This is a genomic window from Robertmurraya mangrovi (assembly GCF_034427655.1).
Lineage (GTDB): Bacteria > Bacillota > Bacilli > Bacillales > Cytobacillaceae > Robertmurraya_A > Robertmurraya_A mangrovi.
The window spans coordinates 30,627-42,826 of the sequence record NZ_JAXOFX010000016.1; the positions used below are offsets into that span (position 1 = coordinate 30,627).

The window sequence follows — 12,200 nt, forward strand, 5'->3', positions numbered from 1 at the left end:
ACTTCGTACCAATTGTATATGTATCTATATTCAATAACAGAATTGATGGTTAAAGAGATTGATGTTATATTACATTCGTAACTTTTGATGCACTGATTAATTCTTCAATTTTATCTAAGCTGCCATTGTGAAACAGCTCAACCACCTTGCTACCAACTACGACTCCATCACAATATTGTGCCATTTCCTTTACTTGCTCCGGAGTAGAGATACCAAAACCAGCCAATACAGGAATAGGACTCACATCTACTATTTTTGCTAAGTATTCTCCTACCGATTCATTGAACGAGGTTCTAGAACCCGTAATCCCTGTCACGGTTACGGCATATAAAAATCCTCGGCCTCTTTCAGCAATATCCTTTATTCTATCGATTGGACTCGTTAACGTGACCAATCGAATGAGTTCAATGGAAGCCTCATTTAACGGTTCTAGAATCATTTCTTCTTCCTCGATGGGTAGGTCGGGAATAATTAGACCATCTACTCCTGATTTTTTAGCATCAAGGATAAACGACCCAATTCCATATGCATAAATAGGATTCATATAAGTCATCAGAATTAATGGAATGGAGACAATGGGCCTTAATTCTCTTATGGTGCTTAAAACCTCTTTGAGCGTTGTGCCATTTTTCAGAGCCCGTATTCCTGCTTCTTGTATAGTAGGACCATCTGCAACCGGATCGGAGAAAGGAATTCCAATTTCGATGGCTGTTGCACCACTTTTCTCCAGGAAGAGGATTCTCTCCATTAAGCTTTTTAACCCTCCATCTCCCGCCATAATATAAGGAACAAAAGCTTTTTCATTCCTTACTTTTAATTGATGAAAAGACTTTTCTATTCTATTCATGATCTTCCTCCAATCTTGCTTTTACTGCTTGAACATCCTTATCTCCACGTCCTGATAGACAGATGACTAATCCTTCTTCACTTCTCATTTTTGAGGCTAATTTAATTGCATAAGCCACCGCATGAGCGCTTTCTAATGCCGGAATAATTCCCTCAAGCTTAGATAATAACTTTAAGGCATCTAGTGCTTCATCATCATTAATAGATTCATATTTGACTCTCTCGATATCTTTCAAGTAGCTGTGTTCTGGTCCAACCCCTGGATAATCTAACCCAGCTGAAATAGAGTGTGCTTCTTGTATTTGACCTGATTCATCTTGTAGTAAATACATGAGTGAACCATGCAGCACACCTGGTTTTCCTTTCGTTAGAGAGGCAGCATGTTTATCCGTCTGAATTCCTAAACCTGCTGCTTCCACACCATAAAGTCTAACACCTTCATCTTGGATAAATGGATAAAACATACCCATCGCATTACTCCCACCACCGATACAAGCCACTACAGCTTTAGGCAATCTCTCTTCTATTTCTTGAAACTGGCTTCTCGTCTCTATTCCGATCACACTTTGAAAATCACGAACCATCATCGGGAAGGGATGTGGTCCCATGACCGACCCTAGAATATAATGAGTATCGTTCACATGAGAAACCCAGTAGCGTAAAGCCTCATTACAAGCATCTTTTAATGTTTTACTACCTGCGGTTACACTCACCACTTTTGCCCCTAACAACTCCATACGAAAAACATTTAGTTGTTGACGCTTGATGTCCTCTTCTCCCATAAAAATGACACACTCTAAATTTAATAAAGCACAAACAGTGGCTGTTGCTACACCGTGTTGACCCGCCCCTGTTTCAGCAACCACCTTTTTCTTACCCATTCTTACAGCAAGTAACGCCTGCCCAATGGTGTTATTAATCTTATGTGCTCCTGTATGGTTCAAATCTTCACGCTTTAAATAGATTTTTGCCCCACCCGCATATTGTGTTAGGTTCTTAGCAAAATAGAGTGGTGTTTCACGGCCAACATAATTTTTTAATAAATCTTTTAACTCTTTTTGAAATGCTTCATCTACCATTGCTTCACGATAAGCCTTCTCTAATTGTATGACGGCTTGCATTAGTGTTTCTGGTACAAATCTTCCACCATATATCCCAAAATGTCCTTTTTCATCTGGCATTGTATAAGTTGTTGTCATTTTTCAACCCTCCACAGAACTTTTCGCTTTTTGTATAAAATCCTTTATTTTAAGTAAATCCTTCTTTCCGTCTGTCTCCACACCACTACTGACATCAACCATAAATGGCTGAGTTAATCGGACAGCTTCCTCAACATTTTCCAAATTCAATCCACCTGCAAGAATCACCTTTTTATCCTTCAATTGATTCTGTGTGAGAAGCGACCAGTCAAAGGATGTTCCGTTTCCACCGTGATAGTTGCCTCTAGGACTATCAAGTAAAACATAATCACATTCATACTCATCCACTTTTTTCAAATCTTCTTTATTAGAAATGCTAAAAGCCTTAATAACTGGAACAGTAAAATGTGTACAGAATTCAGGAGATTCATCGCCATGTAGCTGTACTGCTGTTAGTCCTGCCAGTTCAATCACTCTTTCAATTTCTTCTCTCGTTTCATTTACAAAAACACCAATTTTATCAACATGGAAGGGTATATTCTGAATGATTTCTCTTGCCTGTTCAGGTGTCACTTTACGTTTACTTTTAGCAAATACGAAACCAATGGCATCTGTTCCATATTTAACCGCTACTCTTGCACTTTCTATGTCACTAATACCACATATTTTTACCTTCATTTGCTCGTAACCTCTTTTAATGGTATTTTCATCTCTAGGAAGGCTTGTTGGAGATTTGGGTGCTTCATAAAGGTTTCTCCAACTAGAATTCCGTTTGCCCCGACAGCCACGACCCTTTCTACATCTTCTATCGATTTCATTCCGCTTTCACTTATTAAATACCTACCTGCTGATTTAATCATTGGAGCCAACCTTTCAGTAGTTCCTAAATCAACTTCAAAAGTTTTTAAGTTTCGATTATTAACACCAATTAGAGGATTTCCGGTTCGAAGTGCCCTCTCAGCCTCTTCTTCGTTATGCACCTCGATTAAAACCTCCAGTTCTTTCGACAATGCATATTCATATAGTTCATGAAGAGATTCATCGTCAAGAGCGGCTGCAATTAGTAAAATTAGATCCGCTCCACTTTCTTCTGCCACATCAATTTGAATAGGGTCAACGATAAAATCCTTACAAAGTACCGGAGTTTGTACTCCCTCTCTTACTTGTTTCAAATCTTCAAATGACCCTTTGAAAAAATCATTGTCCGTTAATACTGATATGACATCAGCTCCGCCTTGTACGTAATTCATTGCTTGAGTTTTTGGATTTAAGTCTCCGTTTATCAATCCTTTAGAAGGAGAAGCTCGTTTAAATTCTGCAATAATGGATACGAACTCTGCTTGAGCTAACCACTGAATAAATGACTGTTTCTTTCTTGTTTCCCTTTCTAATCTTTTGAATTGTTTTAATCTCTCTACTTCCTGTTTTTTTACTTTTATGATTTGGTCTAAAATGTCCCCCATTTATACCACTCCAATCTTATATGATCTACTTTTTCCAATTAAATACTGGAGCTTAGCGTATGCTGCACCCGAATCAATACTTTCCTTAGCTAAGTCAATGCCATCTCGAATGGTTACGGCCTTTCCATTTGCGTAAATACCAATGCCAGCATTTAGTAAAACCGTCTCCCTATATGCACCTTTTTCTCCTTTTAAAACTTGAAGGAGGATTTGAGCGTTTTCTTTTGAGTCTCCACCTTTGATCTCTTCATTTGTAAATATTTCTAACCCTAACTCTTCAGGATGTAATGTCTTTCTAGTGATCGTTCCATTTTCTAAAATGGCTAAATGGTTTTCACCTTGTAAGGAAGCTTCATCCATGAATCCTGCACCGTTTAGAACTACCGCTCTCTTTCTTCCTAATGATTTAAGCACTTCCGCGAAATGATCGATTAAATCTCTTCGATAGATACCTAATAGCTGAGAATCTAGTTGAACAGGGTTTGTTAATGGACCAATCAAATTAAAAATGGTGGGGATTCTTAAATCTCTTCTTACCTTCATTATTTTTTTTATATGTGGATGTACATGTTGAGCAAATAAAAATGAGATGCCAATTTCCTCTAGAAATTCTTCTGTTGTTTGAGGTGGGAGGTTCAGATTGATCCCTAAATACTCTAAAACATCTGCACTACCGGTTTTACTTGAAACACTTCTGTTCCCATGTTTAGCAACTGGAATCCCAGCCCCTGCAATGACAAAAGCAGATGTTGTACTAATATTAAAGCTCTTTGAACCATCTCCACCTGTACCACAATTATCCATAACATTCGGAATCTTCTTACTAAAAGAAAGAGATTTTTCCCTTACTGATTGAACCAGAGCAGCAATTTCTTCTACTGTCTCGCCTTTCATTTTAAGCCCCACTAGAAAAGCGGCAATTTCACTGTCTGACACCTCATTTGAAAATAAATAGTCAACTGCTTCTGTCATTTCTTTCTTTGTTAAAGACTCATTTTCACATAATCGCTGTAGATACGCTTTCATCTAAATTCTCCTTTCTAATTTCCTGTAAAAAGTTTTTTAATATTTGTAACCCTGTAGTCGTACCAACGGACTCGGGGTGAAATTGTAAGCCATAGAGAGGATATTTTTCGTGTTTTATCGCCATGATTTCCTGGTCATCCATAGACTTTGCTGTTACTTTAATCGCGCCAGGAAGAGTTCCTTTTTTTATAACTAGAGAGTGGTATCTCATCACATCTAAGGGCTGAGATAAGTATTGAAATAGGTTTGAACCACTATGAGTTAGTTTCGATACTTTTCCGTGCATGATTTTTTCGGCTTTCTCTATCTTTCCTCCTAAGCAATAGCCTATTGCTTGATGTCCAAGGCAAATACCTAGAATAGGAATGGTTCGATAAAAGGTTCTAATAACTTCTATACAGATACCAGCATTCTCTGGTCTTCCTGGTCCTGGAGATAATACAATAGCCTCCGGTTTTAGATTTTCTATCTCACTTAAAGTGATTTCATCATTCCTTTTTACCATGACCTCTTTTCCTAACTGGCCTAAATATTGATATAAGTTATATGTGAATGAATCATAATTATCAATGAGTAGTATCATGGTCTTCCTCCAAAAAGGCTTTTAATTTATGCAGAGTTTCCTCATATTCTTTTTCTGGGTTGGAATCATGAACAATCCCTACACCCGCTTGAATATAGGCACATCCGTCTTTTATAAACATTGTTCGGATGGCTAACGCAAAATTGATATTTCCATTAGCCGAAAAGTAACCGACAGCACCTGAATATACCCCTCTTTTGAATTCTTCTAATTCATTTATAATTTCCATCGCCCTTATTTTAGGTGCTCCGGAAACGGTCCCAGCTGGCAAGCATGCAATTAAAGCATCTAAAGGTATTAGCGAATCTTTTAATTTACCACTTACTTCGGAGACGATATGCATAACATGCTTATACCGTTCAATTTGCATATATTTATCAATTTGAATGGTTCCAAACTCACTTACTCTCCCAATATCATTACGTCCAAGGTCAACAAGCATGCGATGTTCAGCTAACTCTTTTTCATCGTTTAGCAGTTGCGTTTCTAACTGTTTATCTTCTTCAATCGTTTTACCCCGAGGTCTTGTTCCAGCAATAGGATTCGTAACCACTCTTTGGTCAGTCACTTTAATCAAACTTTCTGGGGAAGTCCCAGCAACAACATAATCTTCAAAGTCTAAATAATACATATAGGGAGAAGGATTTTTCACTCTTAATTTCCGATAAAACGAGAACGGATCTCCGTCAATGGAAGCCTTCATCCTTTGGGATAAGACAACCTGGAATATGTCACCTTCAATAATATACTGCTTTGCTTTTTCGACTTTTTTGATAAATTCCTCTTTTGTCATGTTCCCTTTAAAAGATGAAATTCGAACTGGTTTCGTTTCATAATCAATACCACTTTCAATTTCATTTTTCCTAGCTAATAATCTTTTCTCTAAATCTTCCCTTGTGGTGTTTTTGGCTAATGGAATCCCAATCAGATACACTTTCTGGTATAAGTGATCAAATACGACCATTTCTTCAAAAACCATAAAATGAACTTCAGGAATATTCAGTTCGTCCCGAGGTGCTTCACCTATCTTTTCATAGGCACGAATGACGTCATAGCCAACAAAACCAACGGCTCCACCCACAAATGGTAGGTTTGCTGTTACTTCATGGTTGATAGGAATGAATGTTTTTAGTACCTCCAGCGGTTTTTCATATATAATTTCTTCTGTATTCGCATGAATGATTTTTGTCTCGGTATTCGTCCCTTTCAATTCGAATGTAGGATTTGTTCCGATAAACGAATATCTTCCTGATAGCTCGTGCTTCAAAGAACTTTCGAGTAAAAATTTCTTCTTACCCTTTAACTTTTGAAAAATAGCAATAGGTGTTAGCGTATCACCTTGAATTTCCTCTATTAGATAATTTCCTTTTATGAGCTCATTAATCATCTATCTGCACTCCTTTTCTATTGTTTTTGGTGCATGAACAAAAGCGCAAGCGCCTCGTTCAGCCCCGACAAGCAAATGTTCTTCAACCCTAAAAGTCTGCTTTTCAACTTTTAGGGTTGAAGGTTATTTGACCTCGAGGGGCTAGGCGCTGGAGCTGGACGGGGACACTCAATGTTTAAGAGTTATCCACAATGCGAAGTATTTTATAAATTTCCTAAACGAAAAAAAGTCCCCTACACGCACAAATTATGTGCATGTAGAGGACGATTACGTTACCGCGGTGCCACCTCTGGTTGGAGTAATGGATTACTCCCTCTTGTTCAGGTACGTAGAAAGCTGTCTAGCTCCGGCTCCTAGACCCTCGAGTCATAAGCCAAAACCCTCCGGTGGTTTAACAACCACCTGCGTGTTTCGTCTTATGCTTGTCGGGTCTGGACAGTCGCCTCCGCTTTTCTGTATACCTTATCCCTGTAACGGAGGATTCCGTGCTTCCCTACTACTATTGGTTCAGGAAGCCTCTCGTAAGGCCATTCGATTGAGTTTATCGTGCTGGTTCGCACCCTTCCCAGCTCTCTGTAACGATAAAGTTTCAATTTACTCTTCTTACTCGACGATTTGCGTATTTTATTTATAACCGTTGATTTCCGCTCCAGACACTTGCTTTCCACGGGGAGGGATGGGAGCCTCCTCGGCGTTACCGCCTGTGGGGTCTCCCATTCCCTCTCTTCCCGTAGGAGTCAAGTGTCTTCCGCTCCAATCAACTAAGACTTATATCATGATTTTATCTTAAAAGATCGTATACTTTTTAAATATAACACAAAAAGGGTAACTCATCTAAAAAGGACGAGTTACCCGTGGTGCCACCTTCATTAGCTAAAAAATTAGCTCACTTAACAGATATCATAGCAAATAAGCTGATAATATCTGTCTCTTATAACGATGAGACTGTTCGCCAAAGCCTACTACTTACGTTTCGGTTTGGAGCTCAGAAGTCCATTCACTCATGCATCCACACTGATTTCCACCAACCATCAGCTCTCTAGAGTTTCAGTTATGAGTTACTACTCTTCATCATTGCCGTCTTTATTTGTTTACTATCTTATTAAGATTTAACTTAAAAGTCAAACATTTTTATAATATTTTTATTCGACTATTTTAGACAACATCTTGTTTAAGTTATCTCTCCACACTTCAGCTAATGGTTCAACCTCAAGGATCGCACGGATTCCTTCAACATTTTTTCGATCATGGAACATAATTTGGTTAGCATATAAAACCGTTACTTTTTCTTGTGGTCGATCCACCAAAACTAATTCCGTATCCTCTTGTGTTATGACACCTTCTTGAAGGACTCTAAAAAAATATCCAGTAAACCCTGTTTCTAAAATTCTACTTAGAAGCTTGTCTTCTTGATTGAATTTGGAAATGGTGGAACAAGGAACTCTGCCTTGGGTAACTTGAATGATGGTTTCTCCAAGTGAGAAAGTATCTCCTATGTAAACTTGGTCCTCTTTCATATTAGTTATACAGATGTTTTCCCCAAATGCAGGTGGTGTAAATACACGCCCAAATTCTGCTTCCCATAAAGAATAATGCTCAAAAGGATAGGCACATACAGCTCGATCAGGTCCCCCATGGAAATCCAAATTCGCCACTCCGTCATTTTTAAAGCCGCTTTTCAATAATTCTGCCCTACTGACCACATTCTTACCTATTCCAGACCTCTCGTCTTTACCCTTCCAGTTAAATGATTTAGGTTCTCCTACACTTAATGTAATTAACTCTCTTTTCATCGTACACCCCTTAATTTAAAAGCTTATATGTATAAATAAATTTTATTAGGAAATTAACTAAGACTTATAGCTTTATTAGTTTCTTACTGAAGTTCTAAAAGAATTCTACCCCACAAGATTACACATATTTTAACTTAGTTAACTAAAAGTTCCAACTATAATTATTTCCATAAAAAGTATCAGGTTTTTTCTCTCTTTTAGTAAATATTAAAGTTAGTATGAAAAACTTAAGAAAGAAAGTTTCATCATGGGATAAGTAAAAGTCCCTTTATTACTTAATAAAAATAAAGGCGGGTCATCGATGGAACATGTAGAAAAGTTTCAATCATCTCACAAAGACCACAAATCGGCTAAGAAGGCTGAGCAAAAAGGTCAACATAAACGGTGGGCAATTGTATCCCTCTCTTCAATTCCACTAGTGATGACACTTGGGAATTCTATGTTAATTCCTGTATTACCTGTTATGGAGAAGAAAATTGGTATCTCCTCGTTTCAATCTAGTATGATTATTACTGTTTATTCGATAGTAGCTATTCTTTTAATTCCAATAGCTGGCTACCTATCTGACCATATTGGAAGAAAGAAAGTAATTGTTCCTAGTTTAATTATAGCCGGTATCGGGGGATTAATTTCAGGCTGGGCAGCATGGAAAATGACGGATCCCTATTGGCTCATATTGATAGGACGCTCTCTTCAAGGGGTTGGTGCAGCCGGTGCAGCCCCAATCGTTATGCCTTTAGTAGGTGATATGTTTAAAAACGATGAAGAAGTTAGTAGCACCTTAGGATTGATAGAAACTTCAAACACCTTTGGTAAAGTATTAAGTCCCATTTTGGGTGCATTTCTAGCTGGTTTCTTATGGTACTTGCCATTCCTTGCTTTTCCTGTGTTTTGTGCAATTTCAACTTTAATGATGCTTTTCTTAGTAAGAAGCCCTAAGAAACAAGAAGTTATTCCTTTCAAACAATTCTTACACAAAATTAAAGATATTTTTAAAAACAATGGCAAATGGCTCTACTCGATTTTCATTACCGGAGTCATACTCATGCTGGTTTTATTTGGAGTCCTTTTTTATCTTTCAGATGTTTTAGAAAAAACGTACGAAATTAAAGATGTAAAAAAAGGACTTCTATTAGCATTGCCACTGGGTGCATTATGTCTCTCTTCCTTTATTACCGGGAAAATGATAAAAGAAAACAAAGTTCTAATGAAGTGGATTACCTTTGTAGGTATTGTGCTCCTAGCGGCCTCTATTGCGGCTCTTAGTTTCTCAAAGGAACTTTGGTTTATGATAAGCATGTTTTTTATAAGCGGGGTTGGCATTGGAGTTGGACTACCTTGTTTAGACGCTTTAATTACAGAAGGAATCGAAAAGGAGGAACGTGGTACAATCACTTCTATTTATAGCTCTATGAGATTTATCGGTGTTGCCGCAGGTCCGCCAATCGTGGCAGTCTTAATGAAAAATACTGATAAAATGCTGTTTTATATCCTTTGTGGGTTAAGTGTTGTTGCTTTAATTGTAACGCTAGTTGGTATTCGACCTAAAAATGGTGATACAAAATAGAGAAAAGTCGCACTGGGTAGCCAATGCGACTTTTTTAGTAATATAAGTATCAAAAAATACTTAGAAGAAAGACTTTCGGAAATTATTTTTAAAGGTTCCAATAAAAACGAGGCAGACTCTTTCTGCCTCATGTACTAATTCCTTAACTAGGACGTGTTTTCTCTGTTTTCTTCGTTTTAGGAGTTACATCTTTAGAAAGTTCCATATCATTTATACTTTTCGGTGTACTTTGTAAACCTGATTTCGTTTTACGGTTACGTTTTGTCATTTCGAGTTCCCCTCCATTTTATAAACTAGATGATGCCCTCTTAATATGACAAACCTATAACCTTTTCATACTGTAAAAGAAAGGCTAAAATGGCTTAATAAGACAGTTCGAGTTTAATTGCAAAGGTTACTCACTATCAGGCGTGATATTAAAAAAATCCCCGGCTTCATCTTCTATTTTTTCACTGCTATTTTCTTCACTAGTTAGATTCTCTTCATGATCTCCCATTTTTCCGTCCGATTCATAACTAAGTCTAAAATTTAGTTCATCCTTCTTTACCATTTTCATCACTCCTTATCTTAATTTATTTTAGTCATTCCACATTTGGCCATAAAAGATTAGTTTAATTGACAAATTCGACTTAATAAAAAAAGCAAAAGGCACCGACGGAGTCGAATGCCCTACTTCTATTCCTTTAACCTAGGTTTGGTTGGGTCACAATTTGGTTCAGTTAAAGCTGTTGATTCAGCAAGCTTGGTTAAGTAATAACACTCTTCCCTCATCATATGGTCAGCCATTAGAGGAGCAAATGTTCCAAGCGCTTCTTTACTTAGTCGTAATTCTTCAATCTCGTTAAGGAAGTTCATAAATAATTGCATCTCAAGGGATACATCTTTATTTAGCCTATTAAGGGCGGGAAATGCTGATAAATTGGTTCTTAAGAATCCAGTCATTTCAACAGCTTTTAAATAGAATGCTTCAAAGTCCTTTGTGAATGCATCACTCTTATGTTTTATTTTCTTTTCAACTTGATCCATATTATCTGAAATAGCCCCAGCATGCCCGGCAGCGTCTAAAAGCCAAATGAGATGGTGATGGAGTTCATGGAAAACAGGTGGAGACTCTCCTTTTTTCAAATAACTTAGAATCAATATATATTCGTCTATTTCATTTACCATGTGGTTGATGAAAGTTGGACTTAGGTGTAGCGTAATTTTGCCAACAAGATGCCTTTCAATTAAGTGAAGTTTAAACTCCCTTAATTTCTTCGCTTCTTCATCAGCTCGGTTGCTTAATTCTTTTATGTTTTCAACCTGAACTCTTCCAAGTAATTGGTCAAAAGTTTGGATGAAATACTTTGCTCTCTCAATTTCTTTTTCCTCTTTCGGGGCTAATGAATCATGTATAAATCGAGCATGGTCTCCAAGTATTTGTAACCAGAAACCATGTTCAAATCTAGCTGTTTCATCAAAACTTTTCAATCAACTTCTCCCCTTTCAGATATATCTAAAATAAACCGAATTACTGTTAGGAAAAACATAGCTAATCACCTAATTTTATAAATAAACTCCGAGCTTTATGACATTTTTCTATAGTCCTAATCATTTATACATTTAAAACATTAATTTCAGTATGAAAAAGGTATTTTGTATTTATTTGTAGAATACTCACTCAATTAAAGAAATTGGGGGAATATACAATGACAACTGGAATCCTTTTATATCCAAGATTCAGTGAATATGAACTATCGGTTATACTTTCGGTCCTAACCCAAGCGAACCACCCAAAAATTTTTATTGGTTTAAATGATGAGCCAATTAAAGGTGAAGCAGGGTTAGTTTGTATTCCGGAGACAACCATCGATAAAGTCAATATTGACCAAATACAAAGCTTGGTACTACCTGGAGTAGATGATTTTCAGCATTTAATTGATGAGGAACCCTTATTTGAGTTTATACGAGAGGTTTATAAAAGAGACGCGGTTATAGGAGCAATTTCTAGTGCACCATTTATGCTTGCAAAGGCAGGTGTACTTTCAAATCGTTTTTATACTTGCGGAATTACAAAACAGGCACGTGATTTTCTGAGCTTCTTTCCGGAAGACGGTTTTGTAGACGCACCCTATGTATTTGACAAAGGAGTGTTAACGGCTAAAGGATCTTACTTTATTGATTTCGCCAATAAATTTGGACAAGTACTGGAGTTAGATTTTAATAGAAATTGGTACAGATAGACCCATTCTATAAACAAAAAAACACTCAAGGCAGAGTGTTTGAACGATTAACAATCCTATTTCTTTTCTTTCTTCTCTGTTGTTGAAATGATTATGATTGCCATGAACCAATCACCTCCCAGAATATTAGAAAAGCGGCTAACTAGTGCACATGTTTAAAGTGACTAATTAGTT

Annotated in this window: 13 protein-coding genes and 2 other annotated features; of the genes, 2 read left to right on the top strand and 11 right to left on the bottom strand. The window is 37.2% G+C overall.

Annotation, left to right across the window (positions count from 1 at the left end):
- Nucleotides 1-64: 64 nt before the first annotated feature.
- The 8 genes from trpA to SM124_RS18680 form a co-directional block, all read right to left on the bottom strand.
- On the bottom strand, nt 65-847 hold the full coding sequence (trpA, locus tag SM124_RS18645) for a tryptophan synthase subunit alpha (RefSeq protein ID WP_322448039.1): 783 nt from the start codon (nt 845-847) through the stop codon (nt 65-67).
- On the bottom strand, nt 840-2,045 hold the full coding sequence (trpB, locus tag SM124_RS18650) for a tryptophan synthase subunit beta (protein ID WP_322448040.1): 1,206 nt from the start codon (nt 2,043-2,045) through the stop codon (nt 840-842). Before trpB ends, trpA begins: the two co-directional genes overlap by 8 nt.
- Before the next feature lie 3 nt (nt 2,046-2,048).
- On the bottom strand, nt 2,049-2,663 hold the full coding sequence (locus SM124_RS18655; RefSeq protein ID WP_322448041.1) for a phosphoribosylanthranilate isomerase: 615 nt from the start codon (nt 2,661-2,663) through the stop codon (nt 2,049-2,051).
- A complete protein-coding gene (gene trpC / locus SM124_RS18660) occupies nt 2,660-3,448 on the bottom strand; it encodes an indole-3-glycerol phosphate synthase TrpC (protein WP_322448042.1) in 789 nt (262 codons plus the stop codon). Before trpC ends, SM124_RS18655 begins: the two co-directional genes overlap by 4 nt.
- A complete protein-coding gene (trpD, locus tag SM124_RS18665; RefSeq protein ID WP_322448043.1) occupies nt 3,449-4,474 on the bottom strand; it encodes an anthranilate phosphoribosyltransferase in 1,026 nt (341 codons plus the stop codon).
- Nucleotides 4,446-5,057 carry an anthranilate synthase component II gene (locus SM124_RS18670; protein WP_322448044.1) on the bottom strand — a complete coding sequence of 204 codons (612 nt, stop codon included), beginning with the start codon at nt 5,055-5,057 and terminating at the stop codon, nt 4,446-4,448. The genes trpD and SM124_RS18670 overlap by 29 nt, the downstream gene beginning before the upstream one ends.
- Nucleotides 5,041-6,444, bottom strand: coding sequence for an anthranilate synthase component I (trpE, locus tag SM124_RS18675; RefSeq protein WP_322448045.1), 1,404 nt, complete (start codon nt 6,442-6,444; stop codon nt 5,041-5,043). The genes SM124_RS18670 and trpE overlap by 17 nt, the downstream gene beginning before the upstream one ends.
- 256 nt (nt 6,445-6,700) lie before the next feature.
- Nucleotides 6,701-7,064 (bottom strand) — a binding site (T-box leader).
- Between the two features lie 216 nt (nt 7,065-7,280).
- Nucleotides 7,281-7,528, bottom strand: a binding site (T-box leader).
- A 58-nt stretch (nt 7,529-7,586) separates the two neighbouring features.
- The gene (locus tag SM124_RS18680) at nt 7,587-8,237 is read right to left on the bottom strand and encodes an MOSC domain-containing protein (protein WP_322448046.1); all 651 of its coding nucleotides are present in this window, start codon (nt 8,235-8,237) and stop codon (nt 7,587-7,589) included.
- Between the two features lie 301 nt (nt 8,238-8,538).
- Here SM124_RS18680 and bcbE point away from each other — a divergent pair, with 301 nt between their 5' ends.
- Complete coding sequence (bcbE, locus tag SM124_RS18685; RefSeq protein WP_322448047.1) at nt 8,539-9,804, top strand: bacillibactin exporter BcbE; 1,266 nt, start codon at nt 8,539-8,541, stop codon at nt 9,802-9,804.
- A 142-nt stretch (nt 9,805-9,946) separates the two neighbouring features.
- Here the strand turns inward: bcbE and SM124_RS18690 are convergent, their stop codons facing one another.
- The 3 genes from SM124_RS18690 to SM124_RS18700 form a co-directional block, all read right to left on the bottom strand.
- Nucleotides 9,947-10,072: a hypothetical protein gene (locus SM124_RS18690; protein ID WP_322448048.1), complete on the bottom strand. Its 126-nt coding sequence runs from the start codon at nt 10,070-10,072 to the stop codon at nt 9,947-9,949.
- A 126-nt stretch (nt 10,073-10,198) separates the two neighbouring features.
- Nucleotides 10,199-10,354 (bottom strand): hypothetical protein, encoded by a 156-nt coding sequence (locus tag SM124_RS18695; RefSeq protein ID WP_322448049.1) that lies wholly within the window; start codon nt 10,352-10,354, stop codon nt 10,199-10,201.
- A 125-nt stretch (nt 10,355-10,479) separates the two neighbouring features.
- A complete protein-coding gene (locus tag SM124_RS18700; RefSeq protein ID WP_322448050.1) occupies nt 10,480-11,274 on the bottom strand; it encodes a DUF2935 domain-containing protein in 795 nt (264 codons plus the stop codon).
- 218 nt (nt 11,275-11,492) lie between these two features.
- Between SM124_RS18700 and SM124_RS18705 the strand changes: the two genes are divergently transcribed.
- Nucleotides 11,493-12,026, top strand: coding sequence for a DJ-1/PfpI family protein (locus SM124_RS18705; protein WP_322448051.1), 534 nt, complete (start codon nt 11,493-11,495; stop codon nt 12,024-12,026).
- Nucleotides 12,027-12,200: the final 174 nt, after the last annotated feature.

Coding starts and splice junctions, on each gene's coding strand:
- trpD (WP_322448043.1), bottom strand. CDS start 4,474: ATGAAAGCGTATCTACAGCGATTATGTGAAAATGAGTCTTTAACAAAG.
- SM124_RS18705 (WP_322448051.1), top strand. CDS start 11,493: ATGACAACTGGAATCCTTTTATATCCAAGATTCAGTGAATATGAACTA.
- bcbE (WP_322448047.1), top strand. CDS start 8,539: ATGGAACATGTAGAAAAGTTTCAATCATCTCACAAAGACCACAAATCG.
- SM124_RS18695 (WP_322448049.1), bottom strand. CDS start 10,354: ATGGTAAAGAAGGATGAACTAAATTTTAGACTTAGTTATGAATCGGAC.
- trpB (WP_322448040.1), bottom strand. CDS start 2,045: ATGACAACAACTTATACAATGCCAGATGAAAAAGGACATTTTGGGATA.
- SM124_RS18690 (WP_322448048.1), bottom strand. CDS start 10,072: ATGACAAAACGTAACCGTAAAACGAAATCAGGTTTACAAAGTACACCG.
- SM124_RS18680 (WP_322448046.1), bottom strand. CDS start 8,237: ATGAAAAGAGAGTTAATTACATTAAGTGTAGGAGAACCTAAATCATTT.
- trpC (WP_322448042.1), bottom strand. CDS start 3,448: ATGGGGGACATTTTAGACCAAATCATAAAAGTAAAAAAACAGGAAGTA.
- trpE (WP_322448045.1), bottom strand. CDS start 6,444: ATGATTAATGAGCTCATAAAAGGAAATTATCTAATAGAGGAAATTCAA.
- SM124_RS18655 (WP_322448041.1), bottom strand. CDS start 2,663: ATGAAGGTAAAAATATGTGGTATTAGTGACATAGAAAGTGCAAGAGTA.
- SM124_RS18670 (WP_322448044.1), bottom strand. CDS start 5,057: ATGATACTACTCATTGATAATTATGATTCATTCACATATAACTTATAT.
- trpA (WP_322448039.1), bottom strand. CDS start 847: ATGAATAGAATAGAAAAGTCTTTTCATCAATTAAAAGTAAGGAATGAA.